This window comes from Paenibacillus sp. J22R232 (assembly GCF_056269165.1).
Map to the genome: position 1 here is coordinate 102,180 of NZ_JBWDNK010000016.1, position 24,296 is coordinate 126,475.

The window sequence follows — 24,296 nt, forward strand, 5'->3', positions numbered from 1 at the left end:
CTATTTGCACCTTCCAACTCTCTTATTATAGTAATAATCATTCTCATTATCAAAACTTTTCCACTTCCATCTGCCAATCGATTGCGCTTATACGGCAAGGGCTTGCGATAGGTAATTTCTCCATGGGTTCGCATGCAAATATCGATGAGCGATTGCGTATGCTAACTGCTTCGGGAAAAAGAATTCAAGCCATCAAAGAGTTTAGAAAAGCGAGCGGCGTTGGCCTTAAAGAAGCGAAAGAATACGTAGACCAGTTGGAGATAGCTCACCGTTGAGCCTCTTCCATATAGTAAATTTTCACCACTTGCAGCAAAAATATTTTATAGCCCTGGGTTTAAAGTACTGGTCTATTTAACTCTAGTAAACATTTAACTATTCCTGTTAAAATATGTTTTTAACGGTTTCTCGCCAAATTCATATAAAAGGAGACAAATATTGATGAGAAAATTAAGACTAGGCTTGATTACGGGGTTTTTGGCTGTCAGTCTGTTTCTAACGTTTACGGGAGCGGTAAGCGCGAAGGACAATCCAGGTCCAGTCATTTACGGCGAGGATTGGCCTGAAAGAGGCTGGTGCTAACTTCTAGCCCAAGGATGGCTGTCATTTCTTTGAAGATATACGTAGCATTCAAACCCTAGACAAAACGAGCCAATAGAATTGCTTCTATGGCTCGTTTTTGCATGCAGGGAGCTTTTTTTCAATTCAACTGAATAGGTATTTCATCACAATCGTTTTTCAGACTCGTTCAGCATCCGCATTGCCCTTCAGATTCACAAGCCAAGCCGCTAACTCGATTGTTTTGGAAGTTGTAGAATCTTGGAATGCCGATCAGCTTTCAAAAAATCCTTTATCTCGAAGAATGGCGCTTGTTTCGTTCCATAATTCACGCTGCATGACCTTATCTCCTCCAGGATTAATGGGTACGATGAGATTGCCGGATCCTACATTATAATAACCCCCTGTTCTTGCCTGATACTTCGAATCCGTCATTAAACGAATCATAATATCAGCTCCTTTACGCGGATCACCAATTCGAAAAAAATTCAACAAACGCTCGAGCAGCGAGGCAAACCAAAGTTCCCTCCCCAGACCGGTAACGTTAAAACCTGGATTCAGCGCATGAACGCTAATTCCCGTCCCCTCCCACTGACGTGCAAGCTCAGCAGTAAACATAATATTTAACAATTTGGTTTTTCCGTATATCTCTGAAGAACCTCTATAAGTAAAAGGAGCTGTATCAAGCAAATCCTCCGGTATTTGAAATTTGCCATGTCGGCGAGATGCTTCAGAAGCAACATTCACGATTGTTGCGCTACCCGATTTATGCAAGGAATGACGCAAGGAATGCGTTAATATCCATGGCGCAAAATAGTTTACTGCCATCATTTCTGCGAAGCCCTCTGAAGTAACTCGCTGTTCAAATGCATGGAGACCTGCGTTATTCAGTAGCACGTCTATCTTTGGAAACTGTTCTGATATTTCTTGAGCTATTCGTCTGACATCCTTCATTATGGACAAATCCCCAAAGAAAAAGTTTATTTGAGCTGAAGGCACCCGCTCCTTTATCATTTTTTCAGTTGCTTCTGCGCGGCTCTTGCTCCTCGCTGTAAGAATCAGATGAGCGCCTCGATTAGCCATTTCACATGCAACGAGCTGCCCCAAACCACTTGTAGCGCCAGTAATTACAATGATCGGATTTGCCATTAACTTCATTCTCCTTGTGTTTTGACATCGTCATGCCAAAATCATATAATTGATATATATCAACTATATAGCGTTTAATTGATATATGTCAACTATATGATGAATGAGTTTTTCTAAAAATCTAGGTTAGGTGGTAGCCATTATGCATTCCGAACATAAAGATATGTCGAGAGGGCCTTTGGAGCTAAAGCTCGGCGAACAGATTAATGCCCTCATTAGTGCAGCGCATGCGCTAAATGTCAGAACTTCAGCCCATTTCGATTCCTCAATACAACCCGCGGCTTTCCATATCGTCCGTTGGTTATACGCTCACGGTCCAACAAGCGCATCGGAATTGGCAGATTCAACTGCAATGGACCGTAGCTCGGTCAGCCGTCTTGTCAAGCAACTTGAGCATTTAGGTTATGTTAGAAGGGAAAGCTCTCCCCATGATCGCCGGGCAATATTTCTCACTCTCACGGAGCTTGGACGAAAAAAAACGTTTGAGGCACTGCGTGATAAAGAGAACTTTTTTTACGAACGCATATCCCAATGGGATAATCGGCAGCTTGAAGCATTTATCGAGATGCTTCAGGCCATTAATGGATTTGAGCAAATGGAGATAACTCCCTCTGAATAATACGGTTCATTTCGATACGTCCATACAGAATCTGCACCAAGGGTTGATTCGTCTTAGGCTTCATAAAATAACAAAAAAACACATCCGAAACAATGAAGAACACCCCCTATCCTTACATCGGTTTTCCCAAGAGGGTATAACCAATGTCTTTATAGGGGGTGTTCTTCTGAACGTGGTTGAATTGTTTGATTATTGAAGCCTATCGGAATCGAACTCCCAACCGCTTGCATGCCATTCAAGCATTCTCTACCTAGATAAACTGCACTTGGTCTTAGCCAAAAAGTTGGGGCAATTCGTCTGCGTATAAGAGTACTACCGCAATAGCTATCGCTAGATTTAACAAGGCAGGTATGATTTTCCCGATCGGATGTTTGACTCTGAAATGCGAAAGGCACGCCAACAGCATCATAATGCCGATCCCTATTCCGGTCCAAGCCGCAACACTAGGATACCAGTAGCCGATAATGAGTCCTATACATCCAACAATTTGAAAGTAGCCTGTAACGACCCGGAACCATTGAGGAAGCTTAATCGAATCAAACAGTTCGATCTGATGCTTGGCTCCCGCTAGCTTGCTTCCACCAAAAAATGCCATGGAGAACAGCAGCCAGCTTTGTAGAACGATGGTTAGAATGTGCATATGAGTCATCTTCCTTATCCATTTATTATTGGACACCAATCAGTGTCCTAATTGATCATATAACACCATTAGGTGTCCTGTAAAGCAATAATTTGATGGTTGGAGCGGAAAGCTTCAGCTGATTATCGTTCTATTCAAAAATGGGTTATCCAACAACATTTCTGTTGTCGGATAACCCATTTTGGATAGAGGTTATTAAATCAGATCTGACTTTTGAAGCAGTCGCTGAATGATTAATGCAACTTCAGCTCTTGTAATATCCTGCTTCGGTGCAAGCTTCGCACCAGGCATGCCGGATACGATGCCAGACTGCAGGCAGTCTGCAACGCTGCTTAGCGCCCAATTGGAGACTTTAGCTGCATCTTTGTACGGATGAATGATTTCGTCTATTGACTTGACAGCAAGCTTGTCTTTTAAGTCTGTAATTTTCATCGTCTTGGCTATGATCGTCATGGCTTGTTCCCGAGTAATATACGTATTCGGAAGGAACGTACCGTCTCCGTAACCGCTGATCAAATCGTACGAATATGCCGTGTTGACCACGCTGCTATACCAATCCGATGCTTTTACGTCCGAGAAAGGAACCTCGCCTGTTTCCAATTTGAGTCCCAAGCCACGAACGATATGGCGGCAAACTCGGCACGCGTTATTTTGGGATCAGGATTAAACAATCCTTAGCCTGTGCCCTCTAAGATCATCCGGGAACCCATATCGTTAACCGCGTCTTTTGCCCAATGCTTCTCGACATCTGTAAATTCTAGCGGATGCCATACTACCATCTGCCGTCAGTTGCTCGCCGTACTTCGCTGTTCCGCTGATCGTGACTGTGCCACCCAGCACGAGGACGGAAGCTTCCGCCCTGCTGACAATATGACGAGGGAGCAAATGATGGCAATCATCTCGAACGCGATGAAGCTGACCGGGCTGAATAACATGCCGTCTTCGTTACAAGCGGAGGACGAACGGCTCAAGTCTTTCGCCGATTAGGATCGCATAGGCAGCTGGGCAAGAAGATTGAAAGTTATTGTAATGTCTTATATAAATAAGGTCTTGGTTATAGCCAAGACCTTATCCATCTTAATATGCCGTCCATCCGGCATCTGCCGTGATAATCGTGCCATTGACGAAACTCGATTCGTCCGAGGCTAGAAATAATGCCACCTTAGCGATCTCCTCAGCATCCCCTACCCGCGGGTTGATTGCCATTCCCGCCATCGCGCGCTCCGCTCCAAAAGGATTTGGCGCCGTTAACGAAGCGGATATATTGGTCATCACGCCGCCCGGCGCAATTGCATTGCAGCGAATTCCTTTATTCGCATACTGAAAGCCTACGTTTTTTGTCAGCCCCACTACAGCATGTTTAGAAGCCGTATATGCTGTACCGGCACGTGATCCGAATAAACCGCCAGCTGAAGCGATGTTAACAATGACACCCGCGCTCTTCGGCAAGAAAATGGCGAGCGCCTTCCGAATGGTTCTCATCGGTCCGGTCGAGTTGACCGCGAAAACTCGTTCCCATAGCTCGTCCGTAAGATCGCCCGCAGGCACGAAATTATCCATAATACCAGCATTATTCACTAATATGTCAACTGTTCCGTACAAGTTTGTCGTCTCGTTGAACAGACGTTGCACATCATCTTCCATCGCTACGTTTGCTTGAACGGCAATTGCTTCGCCTCCCTTTTCCTTGATTTCTTTCACCACTTGGGTGGCATTCTCCAAATTAAGATCAGAAACGACCACTTTAGCCCCTTCAACTGCGAATAACCCGGCTATGGCTTTCCCCATACCAGAAGCAGCTCCGGTAACGATTGCCACTTTCCCTGTAAGCTTCAAATTCATCCCTACTTTCATCCTATTTACAGCACGTTGCCCGTTTGGAATCGAAACTGAATTCCAATTACAAAGGAACTGTAATTCCATCCTAATGTAAGATGACTGCACAGCTCTAACGTTTTGACGACTTCATCAATGGAACTTTAACGACTATTTCGGAATGAGAGCCAGAATGGCAATTATTATTGTTGACAAGCACGCCTATCAAATTTAGACTTATAAAAACATACATATGTATGTTTTAAAAAAGGAGGATTTTTCATGACGGATTTCTCAAGCGTTAAGGGCAAAGTTGCTATAGTGACAGGTGCTTCTGATGGCCTCGGCAAAGCGATTTCACAATGTTATGCGGACAATGGCATGAAGGTCGTTATATCAGATATCAATACCGACAAAGGATTACAGGTTGTAGAAGGAATTAAACTTGCCGGCGGAGATGCAGCATTCTTCAAAGCTGATGTAAGTAATGAAGAAGAAGTAAAAAACCTTATAGACTTTACAATCGAGACATTTGGCCGATTAGACGGGCTTGTCAATAACGCAGGCATCGCCGCCGACAATAGGCCTATTCACGAATATTCTACCGCGGAGTTCGACAGACTCATGTCTATTGATTTGAGAGGCGTATTCTTGGGAACGAAATATGGAGTCGAAGGCATACTAAAGTCTAAATCGTCTGGGGGATTCATTGTTAATGTTGCTTCATTAGCCGGAATATTGGGAAACAGCTCCATGGGAATTTATTCATCCGCCAAGCACGGCGTTGTAGGTTTAACCAAAAGCGCTGCGCTGGATTACGCCCCTTATAACATCACCGTTAACGCGATTTGTCCGGGAACTTTCAGAACTTCAATCTGGGGAGAAACACCTGAAGAAATCGTCACTCAATATGCAAAAATATTCTCGCCAAGCGGAAGATTAGGCGATCCGAAAGAAATCGGACATCTGGCTCTATTTTTAGCTTCCGACTTGGCACGTTATATAAGCGGTTCAGCTATCTCGATAGATGCTGGCTCGAGCGCAGGCAAAATTACTCCTGTACAATGGGCTCATCCTGAAATTTTGGAGTAAATCGTCTCTCTCCCCAATAACTTCCTAGCGGAAGTTATTTTTCTTTGTATGCTATAATGCATGTGAGGAGTTGAAAGACATGATTACGACCAAAGAGAACATGTGCGAAATTGCTATTCAAATGTTTAGAGAACATGGCTATGAGAACATCAGCATCAACATGATATGTAATCGGCTTCAGGTCACTCGCGGTTCTTTCTATCATCATTTCGAAGGTAAAAACGATCTGCTATTATATTGGTTCTCCTCACAGGCTAGGATGCATATCATGCTAGAGCCCGACATAGATTCTCCGAAACAAATTTTAAAGAAACATGCTCTGGACTACGCAAATATCATCGAAAAAGTCGGACATGATTTTATGTACCACTTACTCTTGGCGGAATTCGAACTTCAGGGCAAGCACTTTCATACCTATTTCGATGCGGAAGGCTTGTCCATCGATCTCATCCAAAAGGCGATCGAAAATAACGAAATTCATTCAACGAGGACACCTAAGGAATTGTTGGATACGTTTATAGCTGGTGTTATCGGGGCCATTGTATTGTGGAAGCTCGAACGAGGCGAATTTAATATATCTAAAAAAATAGATCTAATATTTGAAGTTACCTATCGGTAAACCGAAAAGGACAGCAAGAACCATCCTCTCCTTCCGGATTGGCATTCTTGCTGTCCTTTGTTCGTTCTTACTTTGCTTTACCTTGAGACCACTATCCTTTCACTGCACCGAACATAATGCCCTTAATAAAAAACTTCTGGAAGAATGGGTACGCGATCAAGATTGGAAGCGATCCTAACACCGCGATCGCCATCTTCGCCGTATCCGAAGGCATCTGAGACATGGCATCGCCGGCGTTTGCACTCATATTCGATTGAATAAACTGAATGTCTTGCATGATCCTTTGCAGGAGATTCTGTATACTGAACAATTCTGGTTTCGTAATATAGATCATCCCGGTCTGCCAATCGTTCCAGTACATGATTGCCGTGAACAGCCCGATTACAGCTAATATTGGCGTGGAAGTTGGAATAATGATGCTCCCTAGAATCCGGTATTCACTCGCTCCATCCAATTGCGCCGATTCGATCAAATCTTTCGACATCGATCCTTGCAAAAAGATTCGCATCATCATGATGTAATAACCATTCGTGAGAACCCCGGCTACAATTAATACCCAGATGGTGTTCTTCAGTTCTAATATTTGCGCATAAATAAGGTACGAGGGAATCATCCCACCGTGGAACAGCATCGAAAAAAATACGAGAAACAAGATAATTCCGCGATGTGGCGTTTCTGGCCTGGATAACGGATAGGCCATCAACAGGGTGGTGAATATGCCAACCGTTGTGCCAACGACCGTTACGAATATCGATACGCCATAAGCTCGAATAATATTTGATCCACTGTCGAATAAATACTCATAAGCCGCGGTACTGAATACTTTCGGAATGAGGGAATATCCATTCGCTATGAGTGATGATTGATCCGTCAACGACGCAGAGATCAGCAAGATGAACGGAATGATACAGACCACGCTTAATACGATCAGAACGGAATGACTAAACCATGTTATGACTCGGCTTTCATTTTTCACGTCGTTTCCCCCTAGAATAATGCGCTTTCTTTATTTTTGCGACGCACCAGATAGTTTACTGTAATGACAAGAACAAATCCTACAACTGATTGGTACAAGCCTGCCGCAGCAGACATGCCCATATTGCCGCTTCCCATCAATCCGTTAAATACATAAGTATCGATTGTGGCCGTTGTCTCGAAAAGTGCCCCGGAATTCAGTGTTACCTGATAGAATAAACCAAAGTCGGAATAAAACACCCTTCCCAGCTGGAGCAGTGCCATCATAAGGATTACTGGTGTTACGATTGGAAGAGTAATGTATATAATCTGCTTTATGCGGTTGGCGCCATCTATCCTCGCAGCCTCGTAATAATCTTCGTTAATCCCGAGCAATGCCGCAAAATAAACAATACTTCCATATCCGACTCCCTTCCACTGATCCACGAAAGTCAAGATAACAGGCCAAAACTTCGCTTCGGCATACCACATGATTCCCTCCTCTATTCCGAGCATCGGAAGAATCGTTCGATTGATCAAGCCATTCTCGACGCTTAGAAACCCATACACCAGATAACTGATAATTACCCAAGAGATCAAGTGGGGCATTGAAATAATAGCTTGATAGGTTCTTAGAAATACCTTCTGTTTAATTTCATTAAGCAGGATAGCTACACATAAAGACAAAATCGTTCCTAAACCTAGAAATAACAGATTGTATAGAATCGTATTACGGGTAATAATAAATGCGTCCGAGGTTTTGAACAAATATTCAAAGTTTTTTAATCCAGCCCAATCGCTTCCGAAAATACCTTTCGCAAAGTTAATTTCCTTGAAAGCAATGACAACCCCGAACATTGGCAGATAGTTATTGATTAAGAGATACAATAACCCTGGTATCATCATGATCAGTAGCGGCGAGTACCTGCGATAATCATACTTTTTCTTTTTCTTTTCCGATTTCGTTTGAGGTAAGGCGGTCGAATTCGCCGGTGAAATCTGATTCATGTACACTCACATCCTTGTCTTCGTCTATTGTTTATAGACCTATCATAAGAAATTCACGTGAGTTCAACTAACGTTAAGCCGACTTCTTATCTACCACTTTCACGACTATTGCCGTGAACAGATCATGGTTAAAAAAAATAGCGGTGCCAGGGTAGTAATCCCTGTACCGCCATTTCTAGCATAAGGCTAGCTGCTTCATTGATTTTTGAGTCAGCTCATTTGTCATTTTTTCCAAATTGGTTCCTGAATTCCGTTGGTCCCAGCCCAGCGTGTTTTTTGAATATTCTAGCAAAATGCGAGAAATTGGTGTGCCCTACGGCCGATGCAATCGAGCTTATCGGGATGTTGGTTTGCGATAGCAGCTCTTTAGCTAAGTTGATTCTTTCATTTAACACATAATCGGAAATCGAGTATCCCGTTTCTTTTTTGAATATCCTGGACAGATAATCGGGATTTAGATAGACATGATTGGCAATCGTATCTCGCGACATGTCATGGCCTATATTTAGGTCGATATAACGTTGGACGGTCTGGACGACCGTTTCGGTTTCTTCTACTGCTTTCGTTTGCTGTACGGCTTTGTCCAGTGTATGATGAACCCAGGCTAATAAATCAGCCACAGAATGTCCCGCCAACTCCGACAGCCTTCTAGACGCTTCATCCCCATATAGCTGATGAGCCTGAATGCCGTTCATATTCAGAAACGAATATAGCGCCTGCATGAAATCCTGATGAAACTGATGCAATATATTGGCATCCACGATTTGGTTTTGTAACAGCTGATCGAGAGACTTCTCTACCTCGCGAATAGCCTCGTCCTTTGTCCCTGTTTTTAGCAGAGATAACCACATATTCAAATCTGGCAGCCCGATCGAATGATTCGTATCCATCCTCTCAACGTAAGGAAAAACTTCATTGTAAAAGGCTACGTTATTTCGATCGCGTTGCTTTAAGCTTGTAACCATTCCTGCTATTCCTTGAGCTTCAACAGGCTTTCCTAAATAACAAGATACACTGCAATAAAAAAACTCCCTACACAGATCTAAATAGTGATTGCATGCCTGTGGAAGCTGATCTAGGTTCCCGTCTTCCAACATATCCGCAGCAAAAATCCCAATCATCGTTCCGCGGTCAAGAAAAAAGAATACCCCATTCAGATGGCTGCCCGTTATGATTTCTTCTGCCGAATTTTTAAGGGCATATTCCATTATTTTTTCATCACGCCGACTTAATGGTTTATTCCATTTTTTCACTGAAATCAACAATGGGAAAAAAATCGCGTCATCTAAGACCGGCAGTTGATGATACTCGGCATGGTTATGAATCGCTTCCGGATTACTTGGAATGGTGTGATTAATCAAGTCCAACCAAAACCGTTCAATGACAAGTGATCTATGCTTCATCCAAAATTGATGCGATTGTTTATTCCTAATCATTTCACTGTTATGGTCAATGATGCCCTGGGCCCTGCGGATTACATTTTCCAATTCGTCCGCAAGCACTGGCTTTAACAAATAATCCAGACTTCCTAACTGGATAGCTTCCTTTGCATACTTGAAATCGGCGTGGCTCGTCAGAAATATGGTGATGAGATTCGGATATTGCTCCCTTGCCCATGACAGCAGCTCCAAACCGCTCCCTTGCGGCATTTCTATATCGCACAACATAATGTCTATTTTTTCACTTTCAATTATCGCTTTCGCCTGTTTCATATTATAAGCTGTAAATAACCTGGATAGCCCAAGCTTATCCATGTCCAGATCGCTTTTGACTCCTTCAATAGCATGCAATTCATCATCGACAAGCAACAATTGATAAGTCATCGTTTCCCCTCCATTACAGGTTGAGTTGGAACAATGATTTCCACTACGGCGCCTCCTGTATCCTTATCGTTATCATAATAAATGCTGACAGATTCGTTATATAGCAGCTTTAGCCGCCGTTGAACATTCCAAATCCCGGTTCGCTCGCCTTGTTCATTTTCTATGTTTTTGCCAGCCTGCAGCTCCTGAAGAACCTTATCTTCAAATCCTTTACCCGTATCCTTTATGCTTATCTTCATCATAGAGCCGTCTACTTCATCTTCGAAACCGACATGTACCGTGATATGGATAGGCTCCTCCATCGTTACCGCATGTTTAATCGAATTCTCGACAAACGACTGAATAACGAGAGGAGGAACCGGAATATCCGTTAAATAATCTGGCGCATCTACTTTCCATGTCAATTTCTCGGGAAAACGCAGCTCCTGTATACTCAAATAATGACGAGTGTGCTGCAGCTCATCATTTAGCCTAACAAAGGATGTATTGCTGCGAAATAAAAAACGGAAATATTTTATCAATGACATGGTCATTTCCATGATCAATTGGTGGTTTTTGACTTTAGCTAAATTATAAACGATATTCAAAGCATTCAAGAAAAAGTGTGGATTCACTTGCAGCTGCAGCCGCTGAAGCTCCTCTCGCTGCTTATTCAATTGTTCTTCAAACACGTTGACTCGAAGCGTTTGGATTTCATTCATCATCGAATTAAAGGAAAATCCCAATATTTTAAATTCTTCAGCGCCGAGTTCCGCATTCACACGGACACCCCAATCCCCCCCGCGGACTCTGCTCATGGCGAGTAGGATCCGTTTAAGCGGGTTAAGAAAAACTTGCCTCATTAAATAAAGACCAATCGGAATAACTATGAACGAGCTTATGGTAATGAACCAAACAAGCCGTTGAAGATAGGGAAGGTTCGCTAGTATGTTGCGATCCGGTATAACCGCTACCAAGCTAAAGTTGCCTCTATAGGATTCTGTCCCTACGACAAGGTACTTGCGATCCGATCCCGATAAATAATGTTCATTTAAGTTCTTCCGCAGGTTTATTCCATCGTTATCCACGAGGCTGCGATTTGTAATCGACTCGCCTTGATCGTCAGCAATCAGCGTAGTCCCCCCCTCCCCTAGTCTTAGAGCGCTAAGAGGCTTTAGCAATTCATCCGTTTTAACCCAGCCACCTAGGTAGACATCTCCTGATTTCACGATATTAACGAGGTAATGCTCTTGCCCGATTTGGGTATGCTGCCATCTTTTGGTTCTAATTCCTTTGGGTAATTTTTGTTGAGTGATCATGTTCGTGATATGAGCTTGCACAATTTCCTTTTCCTCATAGGAAACACCGGTAGCGTATACATCCATATAGTCGCGTCTTTCCTCGACATAAACAAAAAAAGAACCCAATAATTTAAATAAAGCCATATCGAACGATAATTTGTTGAAAATATAGGCTTTCGACATATAATACTGATCATCGGTTTCAGCCTGTTTAAGCGCAATTAAATCATAGCCCGTTCCGGCAATCGTATTGATATAGGAATCGATATCATTCAAGTTCGAATCAATCTGGTTCATATAAAGCGATAACGTATTTTTGTAAGAATCGGCCACTTGTTCGCGGACAACGTCAATCGCGTAAAAATTGTTGTATAGCAGCATTCCTGTCAGAGGCAGCGTCATAATCAGTACGCTTAACGTAATTTGAATTCGCAACGAATTTAGGTGAAGCCTCTTTAATGTAAGCTTTTTCATGCTCTCCGACTCCTCGTTGATTTGTTTTCTTACATTATAAGTGACAAACTCACCTTCGCCTAAGCGATTTAAATCTTGCGCATTTTACACGGGAAACCTCCAATAAACAAAGCCGGATCTACATGTAGACCCGACTTTGCTGCTGTTATTATAAGGTTTATTGCTCAAGCTTAACGCCTTGCTTATTTGGATGCTGCCCAAGCGTCTAACTGTTTTTGTTTCTCCTCAATCACTTTATCAATGCCAGCCGCTTTCAATTGCACAATAAATTCCTTAAGAACGGAATCTGGAGCCACCGAGCCTGTTTCCAAAACTGATTTGTACCGGTTCGTAACATTCGTGATTGCCGTCAATTCGTTTTGCACATTGCTTGGATTAAACGAAAACCCTAATGCTTTTGACTTATTCGCTAAACCATTAAATGCCATAACGCTTTGGCCGAGTTTCGGATCTTGGCCTTCGAATGTGTAGGCTATGAAAGGATTGCTCGTCGTTAGCGCATTCATCGTATAGCCGACAGTCGATATGTCAACGCCTTCTGGATATTTGATTACATTATCCGATACGTTAACATAGTGCTTGCCTTCGATTCCCCAAATAATAAGATTGACAAGGTCTTTATCTGTGTACATAAGCTCCAGGAACTTCATGACGCGCTCCGGATTTTCAGACTGCTGGGCAATCCCCCATAACCCGACTATTACATCAGTAGTGACCGCATACGCATCGATATCGAGATTTGCAACCACCAATTCTTGACCGATAAGACGCTCTTCCTGCGCTCTAATTTCGGGTTTATTCATCGTAATGTAAGAAAAAGCCTTATTCGCCTTAAGCAAGTCAGCTGTATTCGTTTTCGTAGTTGCAGCATCCTTATTAACATAACCTTCTTTAAACCAATTGTGCATTTTATTCAGTAACTGTGCATATTCGTCAGATTCATACCAGTTAACTAATTTCAAACCGTTGTCGAATCCCGGCAATACGCCATTACCGTCTCCTAGCTTATCATAGCTCCTGTAAAAATCCATCGTTTTCGATAAACCGGAAGCAAGCGGAACCACTCCGGGCTCGTTGTCCTTAATCGTTTTAAACACGTTGTCCAAATCATTCAAGGAATGGATGGCATCAACATCAATATTATGTTTTTCTACCAGGTCTTTTCTCATGAACACGGCTGGCTGCGACGCGAAAGAATGCATAGTAGGAACACCGTAAATTTGTCCGTTCACTCTAGCGGACTCCATATATTCGGCTCCAATAGCTTCCACGATGCCTTGTCCATGTTTCTCCAATAGCGGATCGATCGGAAGAAGTTTGCCGCTTATCGCATCTGTGGCATATTTGCTTCCAATGCCGAAGGTAAACATTAGATCCAGCTTTTCCCCGCTGGATGTCATCAGGTTCATTTGCTGGTCATAACTTCCAATGCTAAGCGGGAGAATCGTTACGGTTGTATTCAGCTTTTCCTGTGTAAGCTTGTTAATTTCAGCTTCAACCAGCTTCATATCTGCCGGAACCGCTCCGAATATAGGCAACGCCATCGTTAATGCATAGGGCTCTTTCATTGCATCTTCAGCGCTTTCAGAAGATTCGGAAGCATTTCCTGCTCCCGTTGTCGGACTTGGCTCGCCAGTCTTATTTCCGTTGTTGTTTGAAGAGCATGCGGCGATCAGTGTTGTCATAAGCGCTAACGCAAGCAGAATCCTGGTGTACTTGAATGTCCTTTTCATCGTATTCCCCCTATATATTTGATTGCTAGCACTTTGAGTATATCTTCCCATATCCCGCATAACTAACAGTTTGACGACTTTATGACTATTGCTTTCAAGACTTTATCCCGCATGGCAAGCATGGTTAGATCGTAAACATATACTCGCCGCTCCCCACTGTCAATATGATGCTCTCCCCTTCACTGTAGGCATCCGTAGACTCGTTGAATCCATAGTTCAAATCTTCTAGACGGCCTGGAAGCACAATCGTTGCCGTCGTATTGGCAGGAACCTCAAATCGATAGCTTACTTCATGGTCCTTCTTCTCCCAGCTTGACCGGATGGTTCCATAGCTGGACTCAAACGTTGCAGCCGCCCGAGTCAACGAACCGCCTGCCAATGGTTTCAACATAAAATGCTTGTAGCCTGGCTTCTCCCAAACAGGCCGAATGCCAGCTATACTGGCAAAGAGAAAGTCGCACACAGCCCCATATGAATAATGATTTAATGATCCAGACAGTTCCCCCTCGGGTGAGATGCCTCTCCAGCTTTCCCAAATTGTCGTAGCCCCCTTGCTGACGGCAAACAGCCAGGACGGACTCGACTCCTGCTCCAGCAGCCTGAAAGCCAGATCGGCGTAGCCATTGTCCGCTAATACCTGAAGTAAGAATGGCGTCGAAAGGAAACCCGTATTCAAGTGATCATTCTGTTCTTCAACTAACTGCGCCAGCCTGTCCGCAACGGCTTGTTTTTTATCTTCTTCCACTAACCCGAATGCAAGCGATCGGACATTAGGAGCCTGCCTATTTTCGATCATGGCCCCATCATCTTTTATGAAATATTTATTATAAACTCGTTTAACCTTCTCGTAGAGCGCCTTGTATTTCGCACCTTCCTCGGTGTCCCCAAGGACAAATGCCATCTCTGAGAGCAGGCGGCTAGAATACGCGAAATATGCCGTTGCAACAAAAGGGAGTGATCCCCTGGAGCTAGTCATAGCTGATACGATATCGTTAAAATTCGTGTCCGCTTCCAACCATTCGCCCCAATGGAACTTCGTATCCCATATATAATGGGCATCAAGCTCCCCTTCGGTATAATTGTGATAAGCTGGCGAATCTTTAAACTCCTCGCTTTCGGTTTTCGCGCAGGCAGCCATATAATCCACCCATGCTTTCGCTGAGTCAAACTGCCTCTCCAGAATCCCTTTGTCTCCGTAGCAAAGATAGAGAATCCATGGAATAATAACCGCCGCATCTCCCCAGCCCGAAGAGCCGTCTAGCATGCTGGCAGTTCCGGGCCTTGGCCTGCGAAGCGCCAGCATCGGATCGGTATTCGCCTTCGCAAAGCGTTCCCATTCTTCCATGCTGTGGTGCCCAATCACGGTTGGCACCGTGCTTCCGACCGAACCGTCCGGGAATTGTTCGGCCGCCAAGTCAGCCATCCACTTCTCAAAAAAAGGATATACATTCATGAAATCTGAAGCCGTTCTGCAATAGAGTTGCGCGTCGCCGGTCCACCCTGCTCTTTCTCTTGTAGGGCAATCGGTAGGGATCTCCATAAAGTTGCTTTTCTGGCTCCATCTCGAGTTAGATACAAGTTTGTTTATTAATGGATTCGAACAGTTGAAATCGCCAGTCTCCTCCAAATCGGAATATACGGCTACGCCCGTAAAGTTCTCTGGCATTATTTCCCCAGGATATTTCTTCACCAGTACATAGCGGAAACCAAAGATAGCAAACTGCGGTCGGTAGCTCTCACTTTCTCTTCCTGCCAAAATATAATGAACCTCTTGAAAATCCGCTATCACTCCATGTGCCGCAAGGTTCTGCAATGTGAAATTACCATCCCGATCCAAGGCTTCGCCATGAATCAAAACGACCTCTTCCCCTTCATCTCCTTGTACCTTCATATCGACCCAACCTGCGATATTTTGCCCGAAATCCAATACCATATCTCCATTTGGCGTGTGCAATACCTTTGGTGTGAACCTTTCCTTCTGTCTAACCGGTACGCTGCGGGTAGCAATTAAATGATCGAATCGATCCTCGACCATCTGCACTGGCGCCCAGGCAGCATCGTCATACCCCGGTTGGTTCCAACCCGTTATGTTCAATCTGGCATCGTAGAGCTCACCCGCCTTCATATCCGACTTCAGCAATGGACCTTGAGAGGTTCTAAAAGAGCTGTCACTACCAATGACCTCGCGGCTCCCATCTTCGTAATCCAGCATGAGCTGCCCCAAAAAAGCAACTTTGTATCCAAAATTGTTTTTCAAGCTTGCGCCGCCGGTTGTCCCTCTCCACCAGCCGTCTGCTAGAATAACCCCAAGTGCATTCATGCCTTCATGCACAAAGGAGCTCACGTCATATACTTGATATTGCAGCCGGTTATAATAAGAGGTGAAGCCAGGCGTGTACAGATGATCCGTACCTTCCGCACCGTTCAAATAAAAGCTGTACAAACCTTTCGCCGTAAAGCAGGCTCGCGCGGAAACGAGTCCTTTCTTTACTAGAAAGTCCTTCCGAATATAAGGAGCCGGTTTATAAGCGTCAATGTCTACTTCCTTCTCCGGTTCAATCCATCGAGCTTCCCAATCCGACGTTTGCAGCAAACCTGTTTCGAAGAAGACGGGCTTGCTAAAGGCCGACTCCACTCCATGATTGCTCCAAACCTTGACTCGCCAATAGATACGTTCTATCGAATGTAATGCAGGGCCAGCATAAAAAATACCTTGCGAGTCGCCGCTCTCTAATTTGCCGCTGTCCCATATTAAGTTAGCGAAGTCATCCGCTTTGGATGCGTGCAATTGATAGGCCGTTTGCATGACGTTTTTGCCATCGCTGCGCAGCTTCCAGCCGAGACGCGGTCGTTTCGTGTCCAGACCCAAGGGATTCTCCAGATACTCTGTCCGTAACGACACCACTTCAATCATATTCTGTAACCTCACTTTATAATAGATTCGTGTTGGCAATATTTCCGTAATGGTATGCGCTTGGCTTGGGTTTTCTTTCTTGCGTGGATCGGTCCACTGCGAGCAGCCCGAAGGTTTTGGAGTATCCGAGCTGCCATTCGAAATTATCGAGCAGCGACCAATGCATATACCCGAGTACCGGTATTCCATCACCGATGCAATTATGCACCCCTTGCAGCGCACCATCAATAAACGCAATTCGCCGTTCGTCGTTCTCCGTACCTATGCCGTTCTCCGTAACGATAATCGGCTTATTCAAATGCATCGAGGCATACCGGATTACGGACTCTAGTCCTTCCGGGTAGAACTCGTTGCCCATCTGCGTTTTCTCGGCATCCTCGGCAGGTGGCATATATCCTTCTGGACCATATACGTACCTAGTATAATTTTGCAAACCGAAGAAATCATCTTCTTCTAGATAAGGAAGAAACTGATGAAACTCCTCCTGCATGGCATGCGCTGCATGCTCTTCGCCGCCCGGGATGGACTGAATGTCATACAAGGACAACGTTATGCCTACTTGGGTATGCGGGCTAACTTTTCGTATCGCCTCTCTAGCTTGTGTATGCGCCTTGAAGATCACTTCCAACCCTTTCTCCGATCTTGCGGCTAAAAAGGCATGGACTTCTTGGGGAGGCACGCCGAATGCTTGACCTAATGCGGCAAAATACTTTTGCATGCTTTCCATCGTTCCGGTATTGATTCCGACTTGCGCAGCATTTTGTGTCTGATGACGCTTTATGATTTTGGTAATTCCGATGGAAATGTTCGCCTCATTAATCGTGCATACGTAAGGAATAGAATCGCCTAACTCGCGCATGACATGTTCGCAGTATCGCGCGAACTTTGCTGGGGTCTCCATGGACTCCCAACCTCCGGCACGAATCAACCACTGCGGAGAAGTAAAATGATGGAGGGTTATGATCGGCATAATATTAAACTCCTTACAAGCTGCTAGAACATCGTGGTAATGATCGATAGCCTCCTGATCGAACTGACCTTCTTTCGGTTCAATTCGTGCCCACTCCACGGAAAAACGATACGAATTCAAGCCTAATTCCGCCATAAGCGCTATATCTTCCCTGTACAAGCGGTAATGGTCGACCGCTTCGCCGGATCGCTCCTTAAACACTGTCCCCTCCAAACTTTCCATTAACCAAAAATCGGAATTTACATTGTTGCCTTCCACCTGGTGTGCCGCAGTAGATGCTCCCCAGTAGAAGTTTTCGGGAAATTGTCTCGACATTTTGGATCCCTCTCCTTTACCTATCGTAGTTAGTCGTTACCATCCAATAAAAAAACTAGCTTCATCCCATTGTAATCAAAGCCGTCAAAGCCAACTAACGTTTTGGCGACTAGTTGAATGAAGCTTTGCCGACTTTTCCTCCAGATATGAAAGCAGCCGGGTCCTCTTCGGCCCCGGCTGCTTGTATGTCTAGCAAATGAATATCCCAACACAGTGATTCCTTTAATTAGATGACTTTCATAACTTCGCCTTCCGTAATTCCCGTTTCATTAAAAGCATCCACTCTGACATACACGGGCTCGCCTTTTATTAACGCGCCTATGCTGACCTCGCATTTCCCCAAAACCATGTAGCTGTGATACAGCTTCTCCGGCGTAAACCCCCACAATACGTTGTATCCTACGGCATTGCCCACGGCAGTATCTTGGTTCCATGCAACGGTAAGATCAAGTCCGTTTCGAACGTCGGTCTTAACTCCGGATACTTGAATAGGACGTTCACCAATGCCCATTCCAAACACTCTAAGACCGGAAATACAAGCCTGTTGGCGATACGGCAGTTCTATCACTGTGCACCGGATAAACCTTGCCTTCAAGCCCTCTTCCCTGACGATCAGGTCATGCGCTAGATCGGTATCCGCATTCGATTTATCTTCGATGACGAAATATGATGTTCCGTCTAACGAGCCTTCCAGAAGCCATCTCGTAACATGTTTGCGATGATCAATATAGCGAGGTGTATGTCCGCTTACGCGCAACTCCGCTCCTTCTGGAAGCGAAAGATCTAATTGATCGTCTGCAAAGTTGATCTGGATCGCATGGACTTCGCATGGATTCATCAAGTCGATTTCCAAATATTGCCCCGCTTCGTTTGTTGCCGCTCTCCACCAGGTCTGGACATTCTCATCCGTTGCTTTCTCCGCCTCCTTCCCCTGCACATGAGAGGAGGCTCTCGCTGGCTTGCCGTAAGAGAGCAGCATCCACTCGGGATTGGACCATGAATCGTTTTCACCCTGCTCAACCTTCATCGGCCAGTCGCCGTATCGCTGATTGCAGTACAGCTCACCGTCCTGATCAAAACCTGCAGGCCACAATCCTAAGCGCCTTTCAAACATATGATTCATGCTGATCCTCATCGTCGAGGCATGCCAGAAATTACCGTAGCGATCTTCCATCGTGGACCCGTGTCCTGCTCCAGGTATAAAGCCGCCCGGTTTAAAGGAGTATGGATTATTTTTAGCCAGCTTAAAAGGGCCCAGTGGATGATCCGACACATATACGCCATCGGAATAAACGTTATACTGCGTACCGGGACTGGAATATTGCAGATAGTACTTGCCCTCATGCTTATCCATCCATGCTCCTTCGATGTACGGATCATTCCCCAGCGCAACACGAATATAATTTATCATTTCTTCCGTTGCATCCGGCTTGCTTTGTAGGTACATTTGAAGAGCCTTCTCGATCTGCTCGGGCGTTTTAGGCGGAATGTGATTTTCTCCGTTCCTCTCATACCCCATGACGGTTTGATTGCTGAATATCAGCTCAGCCGGCTCACCAATCGGCTTCATGCCTTCCGGTTGCAGTTCAATTCCGTAGATCGGCTTAGCGTTCGAGCATCCCCAGTAAAAATAAACCCGTCCATCATCATCCGCGAATAGATTCGGATCCCAGAAGGGAAAGGTGCCTTCGATCTCTTCGAAATGCCCATGAATAGGATCCTTCGTACGGAAAAAAGAACCATTTTTCTCCGCGTTCGAGGCCGTGAAATACATATAATCCCCAATAATCCTTACGTCCGGCGCGTAGTCATAAATCGGTACATCGTTTAACGGATGGAATTTCCAGTCCACGAGATTATCGCTGACCAGAAAGCCACCCGTCATGGAAGGAAACAGGAAGTATTTTCCGTCGAACGAAATCAGGCTCGGGTCTGCTGCTTCTCTATTGACTTTCATTCCGTTCATTTCGATAAACTGATATTTGTATTCCATGTTGATTGGATTGCAGATGTATTTCATCTTGAATCACTCCCTCTCGAACTAAAATCAAAACCTATAGTCGTTAATATGGCTTTTTGATTTGCGTTAATTCTTTATTGAGTGCGTATAACAGCTTTTCAGTGAAGTGTTCCGGCGCCATTTCAGCCAACGTATCGATTTTGAATCCTTGAGTCATGCTGTAAGTAGGCCTCTCTCTAAAGCCTTCTCCCAAAAATTGATTCAGCACCGCTGCCGCGTCATCGCTCTCGTATAGCTCTTTAAAGGTACATCTGGTGGAGTATACATCATTGGTAATTTGCAGATCCTCCATGGTCTTCCCATCTAGTTCGGGCAATTCAAACCAGTTGCTGACCTCCTCGCCCTTGTCCTCTACCGGGGCTTCATAGCTTGCATTCGGCTCATCCACCTTATTAAACTGTGCAGCATCCGAGTATTGAGCTTGTCCATCGGTGGCTACAGCACGAATAGCATTCAACCCATCAACCAAGCTCACATCCTCAAAACAGAAGATTTTCTCATCGCTGGTTAGCGTTTGAACTTTCGCGCCATTGACGAATAGCGTCACTTCAGAACAATTAGAATAGACCTTAATTGAAATGGATTCCTCTGCTCGGTCTATGAATCGTTTACTCGCGATATGAACAAATTTCTCATCGGACCAATGAGCTTTATACATATAGAAAGCATCCTTCTTCACTTTTCTATCATAGGAAATAAGGCCTTTGTTATTTCTCCCTTTAACGCCGCCTTCGTCTCTGATATTGGCTCCAAAATCAAACATGTTCCACACATAAGTAGCCCATAAGAAACGTCTCTTTTCGAAAATCTTCCAAACGGACTCATGGAAAAGGGTATGATATTCTTCTGTATAATCTTTCATCTTAGGCTCGGAACTATGATATTGGACAATGCCTTCTGCCCCATATTCGGATATGCACAGCGGTACATCAGGATTAATGCGATGAAACTTGTCAAGCCAAGGGGCGAAATCCCCGGGCTTTCCGTGGTACCAACCGTAGTACTTGTTGTATCCAATCACATCCGTCATGCGGTTATATTCATCTTCCTCATTAACAAACAGAACATTAGCCATCGTCGTAATTCGGGTAGGATCTTCCTTTTTAGTCAGCTCATTCAGCTCTTTAACGAGCTTTCTGACCTCCGGCCGTTCTCCGCCGATTTGAATCTCGTTTTGCACTCCCCAGAATATAATAGATGGATGATTATAGTTTTGTTTGACCAATTCCAACATTTGCTGCTTTGCATTGACGCCTTCCCATTCATTCTGTGACATGATCGAGATGAAAGGTATTTCCGCCCATACGACCATGCCTTCTTGATCACACAAATCGTAAAAGAACTGGCTGTGTTGATAATGGGCGAGCCTGATAGAAGACGCCCCGATTTCTTTAATATATCCCATATCTTCTACTTGTTCTTGTTCCGTTATGGCCCAGCCCATATCTTTCCTGTCCTGATGTCTGGATACGCCGTGCAAAGCTAGATGTTCGCCATTCAAGAAAAAGCCTTGCTTCGGATCGACATGAAAGTACCTCATTCCAAAAGGAATAGAAATTTCATCGATGGTGTCATTAAAGCTGGTTAATGAAACATTTACCCGGTAGAGATAAGGATTTTTCCGGCCATGCCACAAGGTCGGGTTGTCTATGATGCAAGACATTTCTTCCGTACTGCTTTCTCCTGCAGCCAATAAAACCTCTTTCGCAGCGTAGGTTACAATCTGATTATCCGCATCGAAAATGTTTGCCCAAAGTCGAACCTTCTTCTCTTCATTACTGTCATTGACTAGTCTTGAACGAATGATCAGGCTAGCTTTTTCCTTCGTTACTTCTTCCTGAATGACATATACGCCATTAGATCCATAATCCATCACATCCAAATGAACGGAGTGCGTTACCACTACGTTGACATCTCGGTAAATCCCTCCGTAGAAGGTAAAGTCTGCTTTTTGAGGGTAGACATCATCTGCGACCTTATTGTCCACTTTTACTGCAAGCACATTGTCCCCACCGTAATGAACCGCCTCCGTTATGTCAAACCTGAACGTGGAGTATCCTCCTTTGTGCTGCCCCATATGCAGGCCATTTACGTATACATCCGTTATACTGTTAGAACCATTGAATTCTATAAACAGTCTGTTCCCCTCGCAAGAAGGTTCAATCACGAACGTCTTTCTATACCAGCAAGCCCCTTGATAATATTCATAGCCGTTTGCACCATCGATCGCGTTCCATGTATGGGGAATTTTCACGATGCTCCAATGCTGGTCGTTATACGATTCCTTGTCCGCATGCTCTTCATTCTGTCTAATAAATCGCCAAGCATCATTCATCTCAATACGTCTTCTCATTGTGAAAAAACACTCCTCTTTTGAAAAATACCTAGCCCTTATATGATTGTAATGAACGTAAGGAGAGCTCACTAACGTTTTGACGACTATATCGATGGAACTTAAACGACTTTCTGAAGAAGGAATCTTGTTCTCGCTGCTAAGTGAGTGATTTGACCATTATAAAATCGATCTGTTGTTCATCACCCATTTGGAAAGAGTGGGCTCCTGTTTGAACAAAACCAAATTTTGTATAAAAGGCAATTGCGCTCTCATTTTTTTCCCAAACGCCTAGCCAGATCTTTTCCTTATTCTGTGCTGTCGCCTTTTCTATCGCTTTATTCATTAAATATTTGCCAAGCCCCTGCTTACGATGTTTTTCTCTCACATAAATTCTTTCGATTTCAAGTGAATGGTTGTCCATTTTTTCAGTTTGAGCATCATTCACGTTTAGTTTTAAATACCCGGCAATATCTTCATTAGCGTAAATAAAATAAAATGCCGATGAGCTATTGGATAATTCCATATCTAGTTGCTTTACGTTAAATGCCTTTTCCAAATAAGCTTTCATATTTTCAGCCGAATTTTGCTTCTTAAATGTCTCCGTAAATGTTTCAATACTAATTTTTTGAAGTGATTCCAGATCTTCGTTAATACATTTTTTTATATGCATAGTCATTTTATTTATCCGCCTTTTAATAATTTCTTTTGTTTCCCTTTTTTACGAAATCCCATTCCTTTTCCACATTTTTTCTGACTCGTTGCAGTAATTTGGAAATCGTTTCCGCTTCGCTTTCGGAAAAACCGGATAATGCGATCCTATTGGAGTAATCATTTTCACTTCTGATATAAGGATAAACCGTATTCCCTTTCACTGTGGGGAATAGCTTCTTAATTTTCAGGTTAAATGGATCGTCTTTCTTCTCGATAAAACCATGAAGCTCCAGCTTCTGAATCGCCCGGGCAGCCGTTGTTCGGTCTACCTTTATCATTTCAGCTAATTTATCTTGAATAATCCCTGGATTCTCACATATTCGCACGAGATACAAGTACTGTCCTTTAGTAAGATCATATGCTTTAAATTCGATATTGCTAATGGAATCCAATGCTCTAGCTATCATTCCGATCTCGCGTAAAATCTCCGTCATATTCGCAACTCCAATACTATTTTTTAAGTGTGATTAAAAATAGTACTTCATTTTTGTTGCATTTGCAATAAAAGTCCCGTCAGAGCTCTACGCATAACCGCCAAATGGTTTAAAAAAACAGGAGCCGCCTTTGATAACAAGGTGCTCCTGCTTAAAGCATTTAAATACTATTCCTTTCATGATCAATGGTCATGTCACTCCGTGACTAACCTTTTACTTTCGTATACCATTCTCTAGCACGCTTCGTTACTTCTTCTCCGCCCGATTTGTTCCACTTCTCCACGAATTCGTCGAACTTGCTGATCGGATATTGGCCAAGAATGATTTTTGAAGCGTATTCCACGAATAACGTACGGTTGTTAATGTCAGGGAAACCTTCATAGATGCTGGCCGATATGCCGTCGCCGGCAATGACCTTCGCATACTTTTGGGCTTCATCCATATTTTTGGTCAACTGGTCGATTGCCCACTTGCTGTCGTCCGAGGCGGTATCGTTATAAAGATCTTTTGTGAACGCTAAAGTCGCTGAGCTCGAATACGGATTTAGCACTTGATTTTCCATCGTGCTCTTATCATCCGACAGTTTGGTGGCTTTGCCGTCCTTCATCGTGTAGTGCATGCCCTCAACGCCGAGGTACATATCTTTCCAGTTGTCCTTGTCGTACATATTATTCAACAGCTTAAGGGTAGCCTTCAGCTTCGTCTCATCCTTGGTGCTCTTAACAACCCATTGCGGAGGAGCAAATCGCTTCCACGTATAGAAGCCCTCATAGCCCTCGACTTTAGGTATAGGCAGAATGGAGAATTCCGCCTTCACGCCCGTGTTTTTTGCCAAG

Annotated in this window: 21 protein-coding genes; 5 read left to right on the forward strand and 16 right to left on the reverse strand. The window is 44.1% G+C overall.

What is annotated here, in order from left to right; all coding sequences use genetic code 11:
- Positions 1–158: 158 nt before the first annotated feature.
- Positions 159–275 carry a ribosomal protein L7/L12 gene (locus tag AC0YN3_RS28350; protein ID WP_475778286.1) on the forward strand — a complete coding sequence of 39 codons (117 nt, stop codon included), beginning with the start codon at positions 159–161 and terminating at the stop codon, positions 273–275.
- 163 nt (positions 276–438) lie between these two features.
- Entirely contained in the window at positions 439–579 is a 141-nt protein-coding gene (locus AC0YN3_RS28355; RefSeq protein ID WP_475778262.1) for a hypothetical protein, read from the forward strand.
- Positions 580–828: 249 nt separating this feature from the next.
- On the opposite strand, the gene AC0YN3_RS28360 is transcribed toward AC0YN3_RS28355, so the two are convergent.
- Positions 829–1,704 (reverse strand): SDR family NAD(P)-dependent oxidoreductase, encoded by an 876-nt coding sequence (locus tag AC0YN3_RS28360; protein ID WP_475778263.1) that lies wholly within the window; start codon positions 1,702–1,704, stop codon positions 829–831.
- Between the two features lie 142 nt (positions 1,705–1,846).
- Between AC0YN3_RS28360 and AC0YN3_RS28365 the strand changes: the two genes are divergently transcribed.
- Positions 1,847–2,323 (forward strand): MarR family winged helix-turn-helix transcriptional regulator, encoded by a 477-nt coding sequence (locus AC0YN3_RS28365; RefSeq protein ID WP_475778264.1) that lies wholly within the window; start codon positions 1,847–1,849, stop codon positions 2,321–2,323.
- A 271-nt stretch (positions 2,324–2,594) separates the two neighbouring features.
- Here AC0YN3_RS28365 and AC0YN3_RS28370 read toward each other — a convergent pair whose 3' ends face one another.
- The 3 genes from AC0YN3_RS28370 to AC0YN3_RS28380 all read right to left on the reverse strand — a co-directional run bounded on the left by AC0YN3_RS28370 (position 2,595) and on the right by AC0YN3_RS28380 (position 4,805).
- Positions 2,595–2,963, reverse strand: a complete 369-nt coding sequence (locus tag AC0YN3_RS28370) for a DoxX family protein (RefSeq protein WP_475778265.1) — start codon at positions 2,961–2,963, stop codon at positions 2,595–2,597.
- Positions 2,964–3,158: 195 nt separating this feature from the next.
- Positions 3,159–3,563, reverse strand: coding sequence for an S-layer homology domain-containing protein (locus AC0YN3_RS28375; RefSeq protein WP_475778266.1), 405 nt, complete (start codon positions 3,561–3,563; stop codon positions 3,159–3,161).
- Between the two features lie 477 nt (positions 3,564–4,040).
- The gene (locus AC0YN3_RS28380) at positions 4,041–4,805 is read right to left on the reverse strand and encodes an SDR family oxidoreductase (RefSeq protein ID WP_475778267.1); all 765 of its coding nucleotides are present in this window, start codon (positions 4,803–4,805) and stop codon (positions 4,041–4,043) included.
- A gap of 255 nt (positions 4,806–5,060) precedes the next feature.
- Between AC0YN3_RS28380 and AC0YN3_RS28385 the strand changes: the two genes are divergently transcribed.
- Positions 5,061–5,870: an SDR family NAD(P)-dependent oxidoreductase gene (locus AC0YN3_RS28385; protein WP_475778268.1), complete on the forward strand. Its 810-nt coding sequence runs from the start codon at positions 5,061–5,063 to the stop codon at positions 5,868–5,870.
- A 79-nt stretch (positions 5,871–5,949) separates the two neighbouring features.
- Positions 5,950–6,489, forward strand: coding sequence for a TetR/AcrR family transcriptional regulator (locus AC0YN3_RS28390; RefSeq protein ID WP_475778269.1), 540 nt, complete (start codon positions 5,950–5,952; stop codon positions 6,487–6,489).
- A gap of 91 nt (positions 6,490–6,580) precedes the next feature.
- Here the strand turns inward: AC0YN3_RS28390 and AC0YN3_RS28395 are convergent, their stop codons facing one another.
- The 12 genes from AC0YN3_RS28395 to AC0YN3_RS28450 form a co-directional block, all read right to left on the reverse strand.
- Entirely contained in the window at positions 6,581–7,465 is an 885-nt protein-coding gene (locus AC0YN3_RS28395) for a carbohydrate ABC transporter permease (protein WP_475778270.1), read from the reverse strand.
- 11 nt (positions 7,466–7,476) lie between these two features.
- Positions 7,477–8,451: an ABC transporter permease gene (locus tag AC0YN3_RS28400; RefSeq protein ID WP_475778271.1), complete on the reverse strand. Its 975-nt coding sequence runs from the start codon at positions 8,449–8,451 to the stop codon at positions 7,477–7,479.
- Between the two features lie 215 nt (positions 8,452–8,666).
- On the reverse strand, positions 8,667–10,274 hold the full coding sequence (locus AC0YN3_RS28405; RefSeq protein ID WP_475778272.1) for a response regulator: 1,608 nt from the start codon (positions 10,272–10,274) through the stop codon (positions 8,667–8,669).
- A complete protein-coding gene (locus AC0YN3_RS28410; RefSeq protein ID WP_475778273.1) occupies positions 10,271–12,028 on the reverse strand; it encodes a sensor histidine kinase in 1,758 nt (585 codons plus the stop codon). Before AC0YN3_RS28410 ends, AC0YN3_RS28405 begins: the two co-directional genes overlap by 4 nt.
- Before the next feature lie 182 nt (positions 12,029–12,210).
- Positions 12,211–13,761 carry an ABC transporter substrate-binding protein gene (locus tag AC0YN3_RS28415; protein ID WP_475778274.1) on the reverse strand — a complete coding sequence of 517 codons (1,551 nt, stop codon included), beginning with the start codon at positions 13,759–13,761 and terminating at the stop codon, positions 12,211–12,213.
- A gap of 124 nt (positions 13,762–13,885) precedes the next feature.
- Positions 13,886–16,675: a family 78 glycoside hydrolase catalytic domain gene (locus AC0YN3_RS28420; RefSeq protein WP_475778275.1), complete on the reverse strand. Its 2,790-nt coding sequence runs from the start codon at positions 16,673–16,675 to the stop codon at positions 13,886–13,888.
- Between the two features lie 16 nt (positions 16,676–16,691).
- Positions 16,692–17,960 (reverse strand): glycoside hydrolase family 1 protein, encoded by a 1,269-nt coding sequence (locus tag AC0YN3_RS28425; RefSeq protein ID WP_475778276.1) that lies wholly within the window; start codon positions 17,958–17,960, stop codon positions 16,692–16,694.
- 226 nt (positions 17,961–18,186) lie between these two features.
- Positions 18,187–19,980 (reverse strand): family 43 glycosylhydrolase, encoded by a 1,794-nt coding sequence (locus tag AC0YN3_RS28430; protein ID WP_475778277.1) that lies wholly within the window; start codon positions 19,978–19,980, stop codon positions 18,187–18,189.
- 43 nt (positions 19,981–20,023) lie between these two features.
- On the reverse strand, positions 20,024–22,333 hold the full coding sequence (locus AC0YN3_RS28435) for a glycoside hydrolase family 2 protein (protein WP_475778278.1): 2,310 nt from the start codon (positions 22,331–22,333) through the stop codon (positions 20,024–20,026).
- A gap of 139 nt (positions 22,334–22,472) precedes the next feature.
- On the reverse strand, positions 22,473–22,991 hold the full coding sequence (gene paiA, locus AC0YN3_RS28440) for a spermidine/spermine N(1)-acetyltransferase (RefSeq protein ID WP_475778279.1): 519 nt from the start codon (positions 22,989–22,991) through the stop codon (positions 22,473–22,475).
- Positions 22,992–23,007: 16 nt separating this feature from the next.
- On the reverse strand, positions 23,008–23,460 hold the full coding sequence (locus tag AC0YN3_RS28445; RefSeq protein WP_475778280.1) for a MarR family winged helix-turn-helix transcriptional regulator: 453 nt from the start codon (positions 23,458–23,460) through the stop codon (positions 23,008–23,010).
- A 205-nt stretch (positions 23,461–23,665) separates the two neighbouring features.
- Positions 23,666–24,296 (reverse strand): type 2 periplasmic-binding domain-containing protein (locus tag AC0YN3_RS28450; RefSeq protein ID WP_475778281.1); only part of this gene is annotated, 631 nt, incomplete at its 5' end.

Excerpts from the sequence above, each read along its gene's own strand:
- AC0YN3_RS28350 (WP_475778286.1), top strand. The coding sequence starts at position 159 with ATGCTAACTGCTTCGGGAAAAAGAATTCAAGCCATCAAAGAGTTTAGA.
- AC0YN3_RS28355 (WP_475778262.1), top strand. The coding sequence starts at position 439 with ATGAGAAAATTAAGACTAGGCTTGATTACGGGGTTTTTGGCTGTCAGT.
- AC0YN3_RS28360 (WP_475778263.1), bottom strand. The coding sequence starts at position 1,704 with ATGGCAAATCCGATCATTGTAATTACTGGCGCTACAAGTGGTTTGGGG.
- AC0YN3_RS28365 (WP_475778264.1), top strand. The coding sequence starts at position 1,847 with ATGCATTCCGAACATAAAGATATGTCGAGAGGGCCTTTGGAGCTAAAG.
- AC0YN3_RS28370 (WP_475778265.1), bottom strand. The coding sequence starts at position 2,963 with ATGCACATTCTAACCATCGTTCTACAAAGCTGGCTGCTGTTCTCCATG.
- AC0YN3_RS28380 (WP_475778267.1), bottom strand. The coding sequence starts at position 4,805 with ATGAATTTGAAGCTTACAGGGAAAGTGGCAATCGTTACCGGAGCTGCT.
- AC0YN3_RS28385 (WP_475778268.1), top strand. The coding sequence starts at position 5,061 with ATGACGGATTTCTCAAGCGTTAAGGGCAAAGTTGCTATAGTGACAGGT.
- AC0YN3_RS28390 (WP_475778269.1), top strand. The coding sequence starts at position 5,950 with ATGATTACGACCAAAGAGAACATGTGCGAAATTGCTATTCAAATGTTT.
- AC0YN3_RS28400 (WP_475778271.1), bottom strand. The coding sequence starts at position 8,451 with ATGAATCAGATTTCACCGGCGAATTCGACCGCCTTACCTCAAACGAAA.
- AC0YN3_RS28405 (WP_475778272.1), bottom strand. The coding sequence starts at position 10,274 with ATGACTTATCAATTGTTGCTTGTCGATGATGAATTGCATGCTATTGAA.
- AC0YN3_RS28410 (WP_475778273.1), bottom strand. The coding sequence starts at position 12,028 with ATGAAAAAGCTTACATTAAAGAGGCTTCACCTAAATTCGTTGCGAATT.
- AC0YN3_RS28415 (WP_475778274.1), bottom strand. The coding sequence starts at position 13,761 with ATGAAAAGGACATTCAAGTACACCAGGATTCTGCTTGCGTTAGCGCTT.
- AC0YN3_RS28420 (WP_475778275.1), bottom strand. The coding sequence starts at position 16,675 with ATGATTGAAGTGGTGTCGTTACGGACAGAGTATCTGGAGAATCCCTTG.
- AC0YN3_RS28425 (WP_475778276.1), bottom strand. The coding sequence starts at position 17,960 with ATGTCGAGACAATTTCCCGAAAACTTCTACTGGGGAGCATCTACTGCG.
- AC0YN3_RS28430 (WP_475778277.1), bottom strand. The coding sequence starts at position 19,980 with ATGAAATACATCTGCAATCCAATCAACATGGAATACAAATATCAGTTT.
- AC0YN3_RS28435 (WP_475778278.1), bottom strand. The coding sequence starts at position 22,333 with ATGAGAAGACGTATTGAGATGAATGATGCTTGGCGATTTATTAGACAG.
- paiA (WP_475778279.1), bottom strand. The coding sequence starts at position 22,991 with ATGACTATGCATATAAAAAAATGTATTAACGAAGATCTGGAATCACTT.
- AC0YN3_RS28445 (WP_475778280.1), bottom strand. The coding sequence starts at position 23,460 with ATGACGGAGATTTTACGCGAGATCGGAATGATAGCTAGAGCATTGGAT.